The sequence below is a fragment of the Nocardia sp. JCM 34519.1 genome, assembly GCF_020361265.1.
Lineage (GTDB): Bacteria > Actinomycetota > Actinomycetes > Mycobacteriales > Mycobacteriaceae > Nocardia > Nocardia arthritidis_A.
The window spans coordinates 235332-253391 of record NZ_JAIRBR010000010.1 but is presented as its reverse complement, the minus strand read 5'-3'; the positions used below and the strand labels follow the sequence as shown (position 1 = coordinate 253391).

6 protein-coding genes (1 of these 6 cut by a window edge) are annotated in these 18060 nt (G+C 65.8%); 5 read left to right on the top strand and 1 reads right to left on the bottom strand.

Features of this window, described 5'->3' with window-relative positions; all coding sequences use genetic code 11:
* The first annotated feature begins 272 nt into the window (after positions 1-272).
* Entirely contained in the window at positions 273-1067 is a 795-nt protein-coding gene (locus LGY53_RS24745) for a hypothetical protein (RefSeq protein ID WP_225729087.1), read from the top strand.
* Here the strand turns inward: LGY53_RS24745 and LGY53_RS24740 are convergent.
* The gene (locus LGY53_RS24740; RefSeq protein ID WP_308102991.1) at positions 1050-1208 is read right to left on the bottom strand and encodes a helix-turn-helix domain-containing protein; all 159 of its coding nucleotides are present in this window, start codon (positions 1206-1208) and stop codon (positions 1050-1052) included. The genes LGY53_RS24745 and LGY53_RS24740 overlap by 18 nt on opposite strands.
* 282 nt (positions 1209-1490) lie before the next feature.
* On the opposite strand from LGY53_RS24740, the gene secA2 reads away from it, so the two are divergent.
* From secA2 to LGY53_RS24720, 4 genes are all read left to right on the top strand, one after another.
* Positions 1491-3836: an accessory Sec system translocase SecA2 gene (gene secA2 / locus LGY53_RS24735; RefSeq protein ID WP_225729086.1), complete on the top strand. Its 2346-nt coding sequence runs from the start codon at positions 1491-1493 to the stop codon at positions 3834-3836.
* A 544-nt stretch (positions 3837-4380) separates the two neighbouring features.
* On the top strand, positions 4381-6081 hold the full coding sequence (locus tag LGY53_RS24730) for a fatty acyl-AMP ligase (RefSeq protein WP_225729085.1): 1701 nt from the start codon (positions 4381-4383) through the stop codon (positions 6079-6081).
* On the top strand, positions 6078-7376 hold the full coding sequence (locus tag LGY53_RS24725; protein ID WP_225729084.1) for a MupA/Atu3671 family FMN-dependent luciferase-like monooxygenase: 1299 nt from the start codon (positions 6078-6080) through the stop codon (positions 7374-7376). Before LGY53_RS24730 ends, LGY53_RS24725 begins: the two co-directional genes overlap by 4 nt.
* Positions 7377-7407: 31 nt before the next feature.
* Positions 7408-18060, top strand: the beginning of a protein-coding gene (locus tag LGY53_RS24720) for a non-ribosomal peptide synthase/polyketide synthase (RefSeq protein WP_225729083.1). 18576 nt of this gene lie beyond the right edge of the window; 10653 of the gene's 29229 nt are visible here — the first part of the coding sequence; it begins with the start codon at positions 7408-7410; the stop codon falls past the right edge of the window.

Sequence of the window (18060 nt, the reverse complement as noted above, 5' to 3'; positions counted from 1 at the left end):
GCGAATCAACCTCCGCAGGACGATCCGAGGACGCGGATCCGGCAACGGAGCAGGCGGCCGACGGCGCGAATGATGGAGCACCGCAGCTGGTTCCGGTTCCGTTCATGATATCGGCGCCGTATCTCGGTGGCATCCCGGATGGTGTGAGGCCCGCGCGGCACCATCGGCCCGCTCCGGATCGCAGCGATTCACCGTCCGATACAGCCGAGAACAGGTTGAAGCTGCCCCTCGAGGCCAGGTCATACTACGCGAATTCCGACTATTACGACCCGATGATGGAGTGGGAGTATGCGCGCGACCGCGGTATCGGACCCGAGTCCGCGGATATCCGCACGGCCCGAATCGGCGAGTACCCCGAGCTGGCCAACGTCTCCGATGCCGAAATCGAGCTCATCGGCCGAAGTCGGTCAGCCTCGTTCAACAACCTACTGAATCAGGCCACCCGAGGCGGCGACGAATCCTTGCTCGAAAGGTACGACATCGAAATCCGCGCGCTGGTCGGCGCATTCAACAAGCTGCCCGATCACACCGGGACGGTTTACCGGTCGATGCGGATCGATGATCCGGTCGAGTTGGATGCCTTCCTGGAGGCGTATCGGAGCGGAAATGTCGTGCGCGACAGCGGGTTCTCCTGCGGCGACAAACTGGCGACGATGGCGGGCAATGTCGAGCTGATCATCAATTCCCGCCACGGCAAGGATATTTCGTGGGCGAGTGACGAGCGCGATGAGGTGGTTTTCCCGCCGGGAACCCGCTTCCGGGTCGAGTCGGTCGTGCCCGGCGATACGCGGATCTACATCCACCTGGACGAGCTCGGAAGGAATCCGGATGCCTATCAGCCCCGAGGATTGGACGACGATCACGCGAAAAGTGCTGGAGCGCAACATAACACTGCCCCCGCAGCGGCAAGCGTCGATCGACCGGGCGATGGCGACGATCGAGGCGATGGAGGCGAACGGCCGACGCCCGGCGACGGAGGACCAGATGCGGATCTGGCAGGCATGGGCAGCTTCGGAACTGCGCCGGATCGGCCGCGACGAACCGGGACGTCACTGAATCTGCCGTGAACGCGCGCAGCCCGGCGGCGGAAGTCGGTGCCGCTGCAGCACCCACCAAAGTTCCAGTGCGACAGCGGGTTTGCGTAGGTCGACGCCGGTGAGCGCATGGTACCGATCGATGCGGTATCGAATGGCGTTGGGATGGACGATCAGTCGCCGTACTGTCGAGACAGGGCTGCAACGTGTCGAGATACAGTTGGGGAGTACCGGTCCGGCGCAGCAGGTCCAGATAGCGCCGGACCAGGATGTCGCCTATCTCGACGTCGGCGAGCACCGCGGGTGGCAGGCCGAGGTTCGTGGCGCCCGAACGCCGCCGCGGTGCGGCGCGCGTCCGGACGTCGCCAGTGGGGTCGTTTAGTGAACCCGCCTGTCGCCGAGGGTATGTTCGGACATCCGGTCAGTTGTTGCGCAGCGGTGAGGTCAGGTCTGGCGATGGGCAGTAGGGGCGATGGCGTGTGGCAGCGGGTGCGGCGGCTCATCGAGCGGCCCGGCACCGAGAACGTGCTGCGCTACCGGCGGGTGGTCGCGGCGGCGGGCGAGCGCGCGGAGGCGCTGCGCGCACTGTCCGACGACGAGCTGACGGCGGCGGCCGAGCGGCTGCGCACGACGCCGGACCGGCCGTTCGACCGGGACGAGTTCGCCGAGGTGTGCGCGCTCGGCCGCGAGGCGGCGCACCGGACCTTGGGCGAAACACCGTTCGACGTCCAGCTGGTCGGCGTGGTCGCGCTGCTCAACGGCTACGTCGTCGAGATGGCGACCGGTGAGGGCAAGACGCTGACCGGCGCACTGGCCGCGGCCGGATTCGCGCTGCAGGGCAGGCGGGTGCACGTGGTGTCGGTGAACGACTACCTGGCCCGCCGCGACGCGGAATGGATGCGCGACCTGTACGCGCTGCTCGGTGTCTCGGTCGGCTGGGTGGATCAGCAGACCGATTGGGCGGACCGGCGGGCGGCGTACACCTGCGACGTGACCTACGTGTCGGTGAGCGAGGTCGGTTTCGACGTGCTGCGCGACCGGCTGCGCACGGACCCCGCGGAGGTGGTGCTGCCCGCCCCGGACGTGGTGATCGTCGACGAGGCCGACTCGGTGATGGTCGACGAGGCGACGGTGCCGCTGGTGCTGGCGGGCGATGTCGACCGTGGGCGCAACGAGATCACCTTCGCCCGGCTCGTGCGCGAGCTCACCTCCGGGGAGCACTACGAGGTCGACGGCGACCGGCGCAACGTCTTTCTCACCGACGCCGGAATCGACCTGGTCCAGCACCGGCTGGGCGGTGTCGACCTGTACACCGACACACACGCCGAACTGCTCACCAAGGTGCAGCTCGCACTGCACGCCAGGGCGCTGCTGCACCGCGATGTCGACTACCTGGTCCGTGACGGCAAGGTGCAGCTTATCAATGTCGCCCGCGGCCGGGTGGCGCTGCTGCAGCGCTGGCCCGACGGATTGCAGGCGGCGGTGGAGGCCAAGGAGGGGCTCGCCGCCAGCCCGACCGGCGAGGTGCTCGACTCCATCCTGGTGCAGGCGTTGATCGGTCGCTATCGCACGGTGTGCGGGATGAGCGGAACCGCGGTGGCCGTCGCCGATCAGCTGGCGGAGTTCTACCGGTTGAAGACCGGACGCGTTCCGATGAACGTGCCGTGCGTGCGCGACGACGAGCCCGACCGGATGTACGCGACGATGGCACAGAAGCAGGCCGCGATCGTCGAGTACGTGCGCACCGTGCACGAGACCGGAAGACCGGTCCTGCTGGGCACTTTGAGCGTTGCCGAATCCGAGTTGATCGCGGGCATGCTGGCCGACGCGGGTATCGACGGTGTGGTGCTCAATGCGAAGAACGATGCCGAGGAGGCCGGAATCATCGCTCGCGCAGGCGAATTCGGGCGGGTGACGATTTCGACGCAGATGGCGGGCCGCGGCACCGATATCCGGCTCGGCTCGGTGGACGGCGCGGGCCGCGAGCGCGTGGCCGAACTCGGCGGGCTGTGTGTGGTCGGCTCGGCGCACTACCACACGAGCAGGCTCGACGATCAGCTGCGCGGACGGTCCGGGCGCCAGGGCGATCCCGGCAGTTCGGTCTTCTTCACCAGCATGGAAGACGATGTGCTCGTGCACCTTCCGGATGCCCGGCGCCGGGTCGAGGCGGGCGAGGACGGACGGGTGCGCTCCGCGCGGGCCCGGCGGGCCATGGCACACGCCCAGCGGGTCGCCGAGGGTGTGCACCTCGAGATCCACCGCGACACCTGGCGCTACCACAACCTGATCAATATCCAGCGCGAGGTCGTCCTCGACCATCGCCATCAGGTGCTGACGGCTGACGAGGCGTCGCGGCGACTGCGCGAACTGCGCCCGGAACGATACGAGCTACTGCTGGAGACGGCCGGAGCGGAAGCACTGAGCGATACCGCGCGGGCGATCGTGCTCTACCACCTGGACCACGGTTGGAGCGAACATCTGGCACACCTGGCCGATGTGCGGGAGGGAATTCACCTGCGCGCCTTGGGGCGGGAGACTCCCATCGACGAATTCCACCGCATCGCGGTCGCCGAATTCAGCGAATTCCTACCGGAGACGTATCGGCTCTCGGCCGAGACATTCGATCGGGTCGAAATCACCGACGGCGGTGCGGATCTCGAAGCGCTCGGCCTGAAACGCCCCACCTCGACCTGGACGTATCTGATCAACGACAACCCGTTCGGCACACCGGAAGAGCGTTTCCGGGATTTCTTGGGCGGGATTGTTCGCGACGGCGAGAGCAAATTGGGAATGCCGAGCTGAGTCGCCGGATATGTCCGGTCCGCTGGGACCGCGCCGGTCGTCGGTGCGGCCGCCGCCGATCTGCCCATCGGCGGGTTTTTCCGGCGCGCCGCGAGGTATACCGGAATTGGATGACCGACCGGGACGAATACCCAGCTCACGGGGCGACACATCGGCCGTAATGTTCGAATATCGCGGTGTGACCGCCGGGTTCTGCCAAGATGAGGCCTGAACTATTCCTTTAGCAGCTATTTCGGGTAGCCGCTGCCCGGCCGGTCGACACAACGGACGGCCGGGCGAGGCGGCCGAGGATCCGGGAGGAGCCAGGCGCATGCGGGTAACGGGAAGGAAGGCGCCGACCGTAGCGGAATCGGTCTATTCGTCGGGGTGGTCGTCGACGGAATGCGGTACCCGCCCCCGGCATTGCCTACCGAGATCGTAGCTTTCTGACGGCCGCGTGCGGCGGAACTGACCGACCGGTTTGTGGCCGTTTGTATCGGCGTATCGCCGAGAATCGTTTTCGCACACCGGATTTGCTCTGTCTTTTTCCGATGCGGAGGTATCAATGGTCGACGAAGAATCTGCGTATGGCCCACGCACGCTGGTGGATATCCTGTCACTGCGCGCGCGGCAGACCCCGCTCCGGACCGCATATGTATTCGCAGGCCACCGGGAGGAGAAGCGGGAGGTCGATTATCGCCACCTGTGGGACCGGGTGGCCGCCTTGGCGCAGCGGGTACGGGAAGTCACCGCGCCCGGCGATCGCATCGTACTGCTCTGCCCGCCCGGCCCCGAATTCGTCGAGGCGTTTTTCGCCTGCTTGACGGCCAGGCGTATCGCGGTTCCCGCGCACCTTCCGTTCACCGCACATCAGCGGGCCACCCTGGCGGCGATTATCCGGGACAGCGGTGTGGCGGCGGCCATCGTGCCGCTGGCGGCGGTGCCCGTGGACAATGGTCTGCTCGGTGCCGATATTCGCGTTATCGATAGCAGTTCGGTCAGGCCGGAGCCGGACTATGGCACGAGCCTCGAATCGCCGGCCGAGCCGGACGATATCGCCTTCCTCCAATACACCTCGGGTTCGACCGGAGCCCCCAAAGGCGTTGCGGTACTGCATCGGAATCTGATCCACAACCTCGGTTTGATGGAGCGGAATTTCGAGCTCACCAGGAACAGTTCCACCGTCTCCTGGCTGCCGCCTTATCACGATATGGGTCTCATACAGGGAATACTGCTGCCGATGTTCGCCGGAATTCCCGGCACCCTCATGGCGCCCATGACCTTCCTGCGCGACCCGCTCACCTGGCTGCGCGCGATATCCGAGAGCGGCAACGTCATGGCGGGCGGCCCGAATCTGGCGTACGGCCTCTGTGTGAAGCGGGTATCCCAGGCCGATGCGGCGCGGCTCGATCTCAGCGGCTGGACCGCCGCATTCGTCGGCGCCGAACCGGTGGATCCGAATACGCTGCGGAAATTCGCGGAAACCTTCGCGGTGAGCGGATTTCGCGCGGAAAGCTTCGTGCCCTGTTACGGATTGGCCGAATCCACCCTGTACGTCAGCGGTGGACCGCTGCATTCGGGCGCGCGCTCGCGATACTTCTCGACCGAGGATATCGAACACGGCGTCGCGACCGAAAACCCGTGCGGCCGAGAGTTACTCGGCATGGGTCCCGCCGATCCGGAACATATCGCCATCGTCGACCGGGACACCAGGACGCGGTGCGCGGAGAACCGGGTCGGCGAAATATGGCTGCGCGGCGAAAGTATCGCCGCCGGATACTGGAACAAACCCGACGAGACCGAGCGAGTTTTCGCGGCGCGGATCGCCGGCGCGGACGGGTGCGAATATCTCCGGACCGGCGATCTCGGCTTCGTATGCGGCGGCGAGCTGTACATATCCGGGCGCATCAAGGAGTTGATGATCGTGCACGGCCGCAATGTATTCCCGCAGGATATCGAGCGGACGATCCTGGCGGGCCATCCGATGTTGCGGCCCGGTGGCTGTGCCGTATTCGCGGCGAATATCGATAACGAGGACCGGGTGATGGTCGTGCAGGAACTCGATGCTCCGCTGGACGACGACGGCGCGGCGGAATTGGCGGGTTCGATTCGCGACATCGTCAGCCGCGAGCATGCGATCGGCCTACATCGGGTCGTATTCGTCGGTAAAGGTGAGGTACCGAAGACAACCAGCGGAAAAATTCAGCGGCAACGTTTGCGTGCGGAATATTCGTCAGCGGCGGCATTGGAGGAGAGCGCGATATGACCGAAACCACGACCCGTCCCGCGGTTCTGGAATACTTCGTCGAGTGGGCCACCGCGCGACTGGAACGCGAATCGGTGGACCCTCACTCACCGCTCACCTCGCTCGGCCTCGATTCGGTGAAAGCGGCCGAGTTGATGACCATTCTGGAGGATCAGTACGGCACGGAGATCACCGCGGAACAGATCTTCGACGGCCTCAGCCTCGCCGATGTCGCCGAACTGGCCGGGGCGGGCAACGGCGCCGATTCCGAGTCGTCCCGGCGGCCAATGGATTTCAGTTTGCTGTTCTTCTCCAGCGACGCACAGCAGAATTCCGAAGAACGCTACCGACTGCTGCTGGAAAGCGCCCGCTTCGCCGATGCCAACGGATTCAAGGCCATCTGGGTGCCGGAGCGGCATTTCCACAAATTCGGCGGGCTGTACCCGAATCCGGCGGTACTCGGCGCCGCGCTGGCGGCGAGTACCCGGCGGATCCGCATCCGGGCGGGCAGTGTTGTTCTGCCCCTGCATAATCCGGTGCGCGTCGCCGAGGACTGGTCGGTGGTCGACAACCTGTCCGACGGCCGCGTCGACGTGGCATTCGCCACCGGCTGGAATGCCGACGATTTCGTGCTCGCCGGCCACAACTATGCCGACCGGGTCGAGATAACCCGGTCGGGTATCGATACCGTGCGGCGGCTGTGGCGGGGAGAGCCGATTTCGCTGCCGAACGGAATGGGTGAGCAGCGCTCGGTGCGGATATTCCCGGCACCGGTCCAACCGGCCCTGCCCACCTGGCTCACCTGCAGTGGCGGCATCGAACGTTTCGAGATGGCGGGCGCGCTCGGCGTGAATGTGCTTACCGCACTGCTGTTTCAAGAGGTGGACGAGTTGGCGGACAAGATCGCGGCATATCGCGCGGCCCGGGCCGGGCACGGTGACGGCGATGGCACCGTCACGGTCATGCTGCACACCTTTGTCGGCGAGAACTCCGATTCGGTGCGGCGCGCGGTCGAAGGACCGTTCAAGAGTTATCTCGAGGATTCGGTCGACCTGTGGCGGCGGGGCTCCGCCGCGCTGGACAGCCTGGACGAGAAATCGCGCGCCAAGGTGCTGGATTTCGCATTCGAGCGCTACTACCGGAGCAACGGCCTGTTCGGCACGCCGGATTCCACGTTATCGATGGTCGCGCGCCTGCGGGAGATCGGTGTCGACGAGATCGCCTGCCTGATCGATTTCGGCATCCCCAGCGCCGAGGTGCTCGCCGGGCTCGATTCGCTGGCCGCGCTGGAAAATATGTCCCGCTCCGCATCGTAAATTCCACCAGCCTCTAGCCGCAGGAGCCGAATTGACCGTTCCCTTTCCGCTTTCGGCAGCTCAACAGGGAATTTGGTTCGCACAACAACTGGCCGGTTCGACGCCGATCACCAATGCGCTGTGTATCGATCTGCGCGGCGATCTGGATGTCGAGTTGCTCACCGAATCGTTCTGGCGGGTGGCCGGCGAGTTCGGGGCCGGGCGGCTGCGCCTGATCGAGGTGGACGGCGCGGTGCGGCAGGTGGTGGACCGTCCGTTGGACGAGCCGCTCCGGTGCCTGGATATGCGCTCGGCGGCGGATCCGGTCGCCGCGGCGCATGAATGGATGCGCGCGGAATACAGCAGACCGGTGGATCTGCATCGGGATCGGCTGATCGCCACCGCGGTGTTGCGGGTGGATGAGCGGCGCTGGTTCTGGTATGTGCGCGCCCATCACATCGCATTGGATGGGCTCGCCGCGATTTCCCTGTTGAATCGGGTCGGCGAGCTGTACACCGCCGCATTCGAGGGCAGAGAACCGGCGGCGGCGAAAATTCAAGCCCTGGCCGATCTGGTCGCCGCGGACGCCCAATATCGCGCCTCCGAACGCTTCGAATCCGATCGCGAATTCTGGTCGCGCCGATTGGCGGATGTGCCCGCGCCGGTGAGCCTGGCCGGACGCGACGCACAGGCCGACGCGCACCCGATTTCGGTGAGCGGTGTATTTCCGCCGGAGACTTGCGAATTGCTCGACGCCGCGGTCAAAGCGACATCGACGAATCCCGCGGTGCCGATTCTGGCGGCATTCGGAATCTTCCTCGGCCGCATGACCGGCGGCGACGACGTCGTACTCAGCCTGCCCGTCTCCGCCCGGGTCACCGCGGCCGCGCTGCGTTCCGGCGGCATGCTGGCGAACACCGTCCCGTTCCGGATCACCACCGCCCCGACCGATACCGCGGGCGAACTGATCGCGGCGGTGCAGCGGCAGCTGATAGAGGTACTCCGCAGGCAGCGCTACCGGCAAGAGGACATGTTCCGGGATATGGGCCAAAGCGTATCCCAGACACAGGTTTTCGGGCCATACGTGGATCTGATGATGGTCGATACGCGGATCGCCCTCGGCCCGATCGTCGGCGAATTCCAGGTGCTGACACCGGGATTGGTCGCGGATCTGTCGGTGAGCGTCTACTCCGGCGCGCGCTCCGGCCACACCAGGCTGGATTTCGTCGCCAACCACAACCTGTATACGCCGGAAGAACTCGCCGCCCATCACCGCCGGTTCCTCCGGTTCTTCCACGAATTCCTGCGGGCCGTCGTGACCGAGCCCGCGACGCGGTTGCGTGATATCGAACTGCTCGCCGACGATGAACGCTCGCGTCTGCTGCGGGAACGGAACGACACCGCCGTCCCGATCGATTCCGGTGCGACCCTTGTCGATCTGTTCGATCGGCAGGTCGCTGACACACCCGATGCGATCGCCGTCGTCGCGGGTGCGCGGCGGGTGACCTATCGTGAGCTCGATGCCGACGCGGATCGTTTGGCCGCAGTGCTTCGATCATACGGGGCGGGCCCGGAAAGCATTGTCGCCGTTGCACTTCCGAAGGACATACCGCTGATCACGGCGATGCTCGCGATACTTCGAAGCGGCGCCGCCTATCTGCCGTTGGATCCGGCGTCGCCGCCGGAGCGGGTCGGTTATATCCTCACCGACGCCGCGCCCGAGTTGGTCCTTGTGGACGACACCACCGCCGATCTCGTTCGGGCCGTTGATGTTCCGTGTCTGCGTATCGATCAGTTGCCGGATACGGCGGATGGGTATGTCGATTCGGGCGGGTTGTGTCCGGAGAACGTGGCGTATGTGATCTATACGTCGGGTACGACGGGTAATCCTAAGGGTGTTGCGGTTACTCATGCGAATGCGGTGTCGCTGTTCGGTGGGGCGCAAGTGTGGTGTGGGTTCGGTTCGGATGATGTGTGGGCGTGGTGTCATTCGCAGGCGTTCGATTTTTCGGTGTGGGAGATCTGGGGTGCGCTGCTGCACGGTGGTCGTGTGGTGGTGGTGCCGCGTGAGGTGGCGTATTCACCTGCGGAGTTGTGGGGTTTGGTCGTCTCGGAACGGGTGACGATTCTGAATCAGACACCGTCGGCGTTCTACGCATTGCTGGAGTCCGGGTGTGATGCTGCGGAGTCGGCGTTGCGGATGGTGGTGTTCGGCGGTGAGGCGTTGGATCCCAGCCGATTACAGCGTTGGCGGTCGGCCGAAGGTCCGATGCTGGTGAATATGTACGGCATTACCGAGACCACCGTGCATGTGACGAAGCAGGTGCTCGCGGAGTGGTCCGGCGAGGTCGGTGTGAGCCCGATCGGTGTGCCGTTGGCGAATTTGTGTGTGTACGTGTTGGATTCGTGGCTGCGCCCGGTGCCGGATGGTGTCGCGGGCGAGCTGTATGTCGCCGGTGTTCAAGTGGCGCGGGGATATTTGGGTCGGCCCGGTCTGACGGCGTCGCGTTTCGTCGCCGATCCATTCGATCCCGCCGGTGGGCGGTTGTATCGCAGTGGCGACGTGGTCCGGTGGTCGCAAGACGGTGTGCTGGAATACGTCGGCCGCATTGACGAGCAGGTCAAAATCCGTGGGTACCGTATCGAACTCGGCGAGATCGAGGCGGTCCTCGCGGCACAGGACGCGGTGGCCCAAGCCGTGGTCACCACCCACACCACCGCACCTGTCACACCGGACGCGGCACCGGCCAAACAGCTGGTGGCCTACTTCGTACCGGATACGCGCTACGCGCCCGTTGCCGCGAAATGCCTTGAATTACAGCGTGCTGGCGTGATCGAGGCACACGAGTTGCACGAGCTGCCGAACGGTATGCCGGTGGTCGGCCGTAACCGGTCGAATGTCGAATTCCTGTACGAGGAGATCTTCGAGACCGCGGAGTACTGCCACGCCGGTGTGACGGTGCCGAAGACCGGCTGTGTGGTGGACGTCGGTTCGCACATCGGGATGTTCTCGATCTATGCGAAGCGGATGTCGCCGGCCGTGAAAATCATTGCCGTGGAGCCGATGCCGGAGCTGCGGCGGATGTATGCGGCCAATTCGGCGTTGCACGGTCTGGACGCGACTTTGGTGCCGTACGGGATCGGCGCGGAATCGACGACCGATACCTTCACCTACTATCCGGAGATGTCGGTGCTGTCCGGTCGCGGGACCGACAGCAGGGTGCAGCACGAGATCCTGGAATCCTTCATCCACCACGAATTCGAGGCGGAGAGCCGCGATCTGGGGGACAGTTATGTCGACCAGCTGATCGCGGACCGGCTCGAATTCGAGCAGGTCGACGTCACCATCCGCACCCTGTCACAGATCATCCGCGAATACGGGATCGATCACATTGATCTGCTGAAGATCGATGTGGAGGGTAGTGAGTTGGATGCGTTGCGTGGTATCGAGCCGTGTCATTGGTCGTTGATCGATCGGATGGTGCTCGAGGTTCACGATGTCGAGGACCGGTTGGCGTGTGTCGAAAAGCTGTTGTGCGAACACGGATTCGAGGTGGCGGCACGCGTTTCGCCGAATGTCGTCGGAACCGATCTGCATATCGTCTACGCCATCCGTGCCTGCGCCGAGCCGAGTCTCGGCGAGGAACGCGCCGAGCTGCTGCGGGTGGACGAGAAATGGTGTGGCCCGGCATCTTTGGGCAGGTTGATCCGCGACCGGCTCGGTGACCGGCTGCCCGGATACATGGTGCCCGACGTGATGATGGCGCTGGATCGCCTGCCGTTGACGGTGAACGGCAAGGTCGACAAGGCCGCGCTGCCGGAGCCTACGGCGGCGCGCGCGTACTACCGGGCGCCGTCGACGCCGCTGGAGGAGCTGGTCGCGACGGTGTTCGGCGAGGTGCTCGGGGTCGACAGGGTCGGCGTCGACGAGGATTTCTTTGCGCTGGGCGGGAATTCGCTGTCCGCGACCCGGCTGTCGGCGCGGCTGTCCGACGCCGCGGGCGTCGCGGTCGCGGTGCGCGACGTATTCGATACCTCGGTGGTCGCCGAACTCGCCGGATTACTCGCGGCTCGGATGGCGAATTCGCCGCTGACATCCGACGGGCCGCGCCTGACCGCCCGACCGCGTCCCGAGCAGGTGCCGCTGTCCTATGCGCAGCAGCGGATGTGGTTCGTGAACCGGTTCGCGCCGGAATCGGTGGCCTACAGCATTCCGATCGTCGTCCGGCTGTCGGGTGCGGTGCGGGTGCCCGCGCTGGCGGCGGCGGTGTGGGATGTGCTTGTCCGGCACGAGGTTCTGCGCACCCGGTACCCGGATGCGGACGGGATTCCATACCAGGTCATCGTGCCGGTCGAGGAATTGGCGTCGGTGGCGGAGGTGGATCTGACCGCGGTGCCGGTGGCCGCAGCCGACCTGCCGGATGCGATCGCCGATGTGGTGTCGGCGGGTTTCGATGTGGCGCAGCGGGTTCCGTTGCGGGTGCGGCTCTTCGCAGCGGGACCCGACGAGTTCGTCCTGGTGATGGTGCTGCACCACATCAACGCCGACGGATTCTCCATGGGTCCGCTGACGCGCGATCTCGGGGCGGCGTATACGGCGAGGGCCGTTGGGCGGCAGCCCGATTGGAAGCCGCTGCCGGTGCAATACGCCGATTACGCGCTGTGGCAGCGGGAGCTGCTGGGCTCGGCGGCGGACGCGGATTCGCTGCTCTCCCGTCAGTTACGCTACTGGGTCGGCCAATTACACGAGCTGCCAGAGGTTTTGGAGCTGCCGACCGATCGGCCGCGTCCGCCGGTGGCATCGCATCGGGGTGCGACCTTCGATTTCGTCGTGGAACCCGCGGTGGTGCACCGACTGCGGGCGCTGGCGCACGCGCGCGGCGTCACGGTGTTCATGGTGTTCCACGCGGCCTTGGCGATCGTGCTGTCGCGGCTGTCGGGCAGCGCCGATATCGCGGTGGGTTCGCCGGTATCCGGCCGCGGCGCGGCGGAACTCGACGATATGGTCGGCATGTTCGTGAACACCGTGGTGTTGCGCGTCCGGGTGGACGAGTCGGTGCCGTTCGCCGAACTGCTGTCGGAGGTCCGCGGCGTGGACCTGGATGCTTTCGCGCACGCGGAGGTGCCGTTCGAGCAGGTGGTGGAGGCGCTGGATCCGCCGCGCAGCCAGGCGCACCATCCGCTGTTCCAGGTGATGCTCGGCTTCCACAATCTGGATCAGGCGAGGCTGGATCTGCCCGGTGTCGTGGCGACCGCGTCCGGCGCCGAAACCGGCGTCGAGCGTTTCGATTTGACGTTCACGCTCACCGACGCACCTGATGGCGACGGCGCCATACCGGTCGAACTCGGTTATGCCACGGACCTTTACGACCCGGACACGATCGAGGTGCTCGCCGAACGCCTGCGACAGGTACTTCGGACGGTCACCGCCGATCCGACGATCCCGGTGCGCGAAATCGACGTCCTGTCCCCGATGGAGCGGCATCGGCTGGTGTGCGAGTGGTGCAGCAGCGGAACCGTGGAACTCCCTGTCATCGACGGTTATCGGATGCTGCCGGACTTGCTGGCCGCGCTGGATCCGGATGCCGTCGCGGTGGTGGACGGGGACAGGTGGCTCTCGTATCGGGAGTTGGACGAGTCCTCGAATCGGTTGGCGCGGTTGCTGATCGGCAGGGGGATAGGTCCGGAGTCCGTGGTGGCGATCGGATCGGGCCGGTCGCTGGAATGGGTTCTCGGGGTGTGGGCGATCGCGAAGACGGGTGCGGCGTTCGTCTCGGTGGACCCGGACCATCCGGCCGAGCGCAATGCTTTCGTCTGCGCGGATTCCGGTGTGCGGGTGGGCATTACGACGCGGCAGGATGGCGCCTCGTTACCCGGGGACGGCATCGTTTGGCTGGCGCTGGACGATCCGATCATCACGGCGGAGCTCGAACTGTGCCCGGGTGACGCGGTCACCGACTCTCAGCGATGCGGGGTAGTGCGGCCGACGAATACGGCCTATGTGATCTATACATCGGGTTCGACCGGGCAGCCGAAGGGTGTTGCGGTGACGCATGCCGGGCTGGCCGCTGTGGTCGCCGATCACGTGCGCCGGTGCGCTGTCGATACCGATTCACGGGTGCTCGGTGTCGCGGCGCGAACCTTCGATGCGGCGATCCTGGAATTGTTGCTGGCTGTCTCGGGTGGTGGCGCTTTGGTGTTGGCTCCCCGGGATGTGTATGGGGGACAGCCGCTTTGGGAGTTGCTGCGCGACCGGCATATTACGCATGCGTTTTTGACTCCTGCGGTGGCGATGACGGTGGATCCGGTGGGTTTGGATGATGTGCGGGTGGTGTTGACCGGTGGTGATCGGTGTTCGTCGCAGGTGGTGTCGCGGTGGGCGGGTACGGATTGTGCGGGTGTGCGTCGGGTGCACAATTTGTACGGTCCGGCCGAGACCACCATCTGGGTGACGGGTAGCGAGCTGGTCACCGGTCGACCGGTGCGGATCGGTGGTCCGATCGCGCGGATGTCCGTGGTGGTGTTGGACGCGTGGCTGCGCCCGGTGCCTACCGGTGTGGTCGGCGAGCTGTATGTATCGGGTTCCGGTGTGGCGCGGGGTTATCGGGGCCGGGCGGGGGTGACGGCGTCGCGGTTCGTCGCGGATCCGTTCGGTGAGCCGGGGAACAGGCTGTACCGGACCGGCGATCTCGTGCGGCAGTCTGTCGACGAATCCGGCTCGGGTGCAATATGTTTGGAATTCGTCGGCCGATCCGACTTCCAGGTGAAGGTGCGCGGGCAGCGGTTGGAGTTGGGCGAGGTCGAGGCCGCGCTCTGCGCGACGGAAGGTATCGCCGAGGCCGTCGTGGTCTTACAGACATCGGGCGAACGCGCCGGTTCGCGGCTCGCCGCCTATGTCGTTGCCCGAGCAGGGTTCGTGATCGATCCGGCGGTCGTACGGGAATCAATGGGTGAACGGTTACCGGGTTACCTGGTGCCCGACACGGTGACGGTGCTCGACGAATTGCCGTTGACCAGTAGCGGCAAGGTCGATCGTCGGGCATTGCCGGAACCGGTGGTGGCCCCGCGGGCGTTTCGCGCGCCGACCAATCCGGCGGAGGAGATCGTCGCCGGAGTTTTCGCCGAGGTGCTCGGGGTGGAGCGGGTCGGTGTCGACGACGATTTCTTTGCGCTGGGCGGAGATTCGATCGTTTCGATCCAGGTTTGTTCGAAGGCGCGGGTGCTGGGGGTGGTATTCGGTCCTCGAGATGTGTTCGAGCAGCGGACCCCGGCCCGGTTGGCGGCGCATGCGCGGTCGGCCGACGGGTCCGGCGGTTTGATGGAATTCGCCGGTGGCGGTGTGGGGGAGATGCCGCTGTTGCCGGTGGCGCGGTGGATGGTGGAGTGGGGGAAGGGTTTCGATCGGTTCGATCAGCACGTGGTGCTGCGGCTGCCGAATGGTGTAGATGCGGCGGATTTGGCCGCGGCCGTAGGCGCGGTGCTGGCGCGTCATGACATATTGCGTTCTCGGTTGCGGCGCAGCGATTCCGGGGAATGGTCGCTGGTGGTTGCCCCGGCGGACGAGGTCGCTGCCCTGATGCGGCGGGAGGTATCGGATTCGGCTGACACCGGCGCGGGTGGGGCGCTGCGCCGACGCGCGATCGATGCGGGTGCTGATATCGAATCCGGGGCCGGTCTTGCCGTGGTGACGGATATCGCTGCCGCGGAGTTGGATTCGGCGCTGAGCCGGTTGGATCCGACCGGTGGGGTGATGGTGCGGTTCGTGTGGCTGGATCCGGTCGAGGCTGGTGTGCCGGGGTGGTTGCTGGTGGTGGCGCACCATCTGGTGGTCGACGGTGTGTCGTGGCGGGTGCTGGTGCCGGATTTGATGTCGGCGTTGGAACAGGCACGGGCGGGCGGGGTTCCGGTGCTCGAGCCGGTCGGGACGTCTGTGCGGCGCTGGGCGCACGGGCTGGTCGCCGCCGCCGGGGAGCCGACTCGCGTTGCGGAGTTGGGGTTGTGGCAGTCGATGGTGTCGGGTGCCGACCCGGTGTTGGGCGGGCGGGAGTTGGATTCGGCGATCGATACGGCGGCGACGCTGGATCGGGTGCGGGTCGAACTGCCGGAATCGGTGACGCGATCGTTGCTCACCCGGGTTCCGGCGGTGTTCCACGGTGGCGTGAACGATGGGCTGCTTGCGGGTTTGATTGTGGCGGTTCGGATTTGGCGTGAGCGGCAGGGGATCGGCGAGCCGTCGGTGTTGGTTCGGTTGGAGGGGCATGGTCGTGAGGAGCAGGTGCTTGCCGGTGCAGATCTGTCGCGGACGGTGGGTTGGTTCACCTCGATGTTCCCGGTGCGCTTCGACCTGACCGATATCGATCCGGGAGATGTGACCGCCGGTGGGGATGCGGTTGTGGCGGCGGTGATGTCGGTGAAGGAGACGCTGCGCTCGATTCCGGACAAGGGCATCGGTTACGGGATGCTGCGGTATCTGAACCCGGAAACCGCGGATCTGTTGCCCGCCCGGATGCCCGGGCGCATCGGGTTCAACTACCTCGGCCAGATCGGCAACGGGGACAACGCCTTCCGCGACGGAATCGACGGCGGATTGGGTGACCTGAATGTCACCGCCGACCCAGAGATGCCGGTGACCATCGCGGTGGATGTGAGTGCGATCGTCATCGAGGACCGCTTGCGCGCCGATTTCCGGTTCCCGCGTACGCTGTTGGACGCCAACGAGATCGACGAGTTGGCGCAACTGTGGTCGCAGGTGTTGACCGCGATCGCCGAGCATGCGGAAACCGCCCCCGCCGGAATCCACTCCCCGTCCGATTTCCGGCTCGTCGAGCTGGACCAATCGGAAGTCGCCGCGCTCGACCGCGCCCACCCGTCATTGCGCGACGTATGGCCGGTGACACCGTTGCAGGCCGGGCTGCTCTTCCACACCGAGCTGACCGCCGCCACCGAGCCGGACGCCTATGTCGCGCAACTGATCCTGCGTTTGGCGGGCAGGCTGGACGTCGACCGCTTGCACGCGGCCGCACGCGCCCTTCTGGATCGGCATGCGAGCTTGCGGACCGCATTCACCACCACCGGTACCGGGCAACGCGTCGCACTCGTCTGCGATGACATCGAATTGCCCTGGCAGGTAATAGATCTCACGGATCACCCCGATCCCGAAGCAGGATTGGCGGAAGAGGCCGCCGCAGTGAAGGCGCACCGGTTCGATCCGGAAGTGCCGCCGCTGCTGCGCTTCACGGTGGCCCGGCTGAGCGCCGATCGATGGGCGGTGATCCTGACCAACCACCACGTCATCCTCGACGGCTGGTCGTACCCGCTGCTGATCACCGAACTGTTCGCCGACTACGCGGGCGACGACAGTATCCCGGCCCCGGGCTCGTATCGAGACTTCCTGGAGTGGTTGGCTACTCGGGATCACGACGCGGCGCTCGCGGCATGGTCGGCCGCATTGGACGGCGCCGAACCGACACTGGTCGCGGGCAACTCCGGCGCCGGTGCCGTCGCGGACGAATGGATAACGGTCGACGAGACCGGCGCCAGGGAACTCGCGGCGACGGCCGCCGCGGCCGGGGTGACGGTGAACACCGTCGTGCAATCGGTGTGGGCGATGATGGTGGCGCAGCTGAGCGGGCGCACGGATATCGTCTTCGGTACCACGGTGTCGGGGCGTCCGGCCGAATTGCCCGCCGCCGAGCGCACCATCGGCCTGTTCATCAACACGATTCCGACTCGGATCCGCCTGGATCCCACCGAGACCGTCGCCGGCCTGTGGACCCGGATACAGCACGAGCAGGCCGCGCTGCTCGACCACCATCACATCGGCCTGACCGATATCCACGAGCTCACCGGCTACGACAGCCTTTTCGACACCGTGATGGTGCTGGAGTCCTATCCCGTTGATATGCAAGGCATTCGGCGGCTCACCGAGGAAGGAGATCTCGCGGTCGCCGGAGTCGCCGCCACCGATTCCACGCACTACCCCTTGACCTGTAGCGTCACCGTGCAGGACGGCCTGCGAGTCCGGCTCCAATACCGGACCGAGGCATTCGCGGCGGCCACGGTCGCGATGCTGGCGCAACGACTGCGAGAGGTGTTGTGCGCCATCACCGTCGATCCGGGCATCCAAGTGCGTGCGATCGAAACCCTGCCGAAATCGGAGCGGGAACGGCTGCTGCGCTGGGGCGGCGGCAGCGCGGACATCGCGGCCACGACATTGCCTGCCTTGTTGGCCGAGGCGGTGGCGGCCAACCCGGCCGGATGCGCGGTGGTGGATGGCGATTGCCGCATCTCCTACGCGGAGTTGTCTGAGCGGTCGAACCGCCTGGCGCGGTTGCTGATCGAGTACGGCGTCGGTCCGGGGTCCGTGGTGGCGGTGGGGATGCCGCGCTCGTTGGAATGGGTGACGGCAGTCTGGGCGATCGCCGAGACCGGGGCGGGATTTCTGTCCCTCGATCCCGGACATCCGCTGGCGCGCAACAATTTCATGTGCACGGATTCCGCTGTGCGGATTGGTATTACGCTTGGCCGCTACGCGCAGGCACTGCCGCGGGATGAGGTTTCGTGGCTGCTACTGGACGATCCCACGGTGGCGGCACGGCTTGAAGAGTGCTCGCAGACACCGGTGACCGATGCCGAACGATGTGGCGAATTACTGGTCGGCAGTACGGCATACGTCGTCTACACCTCGGGCTCTACCGGACGTCCG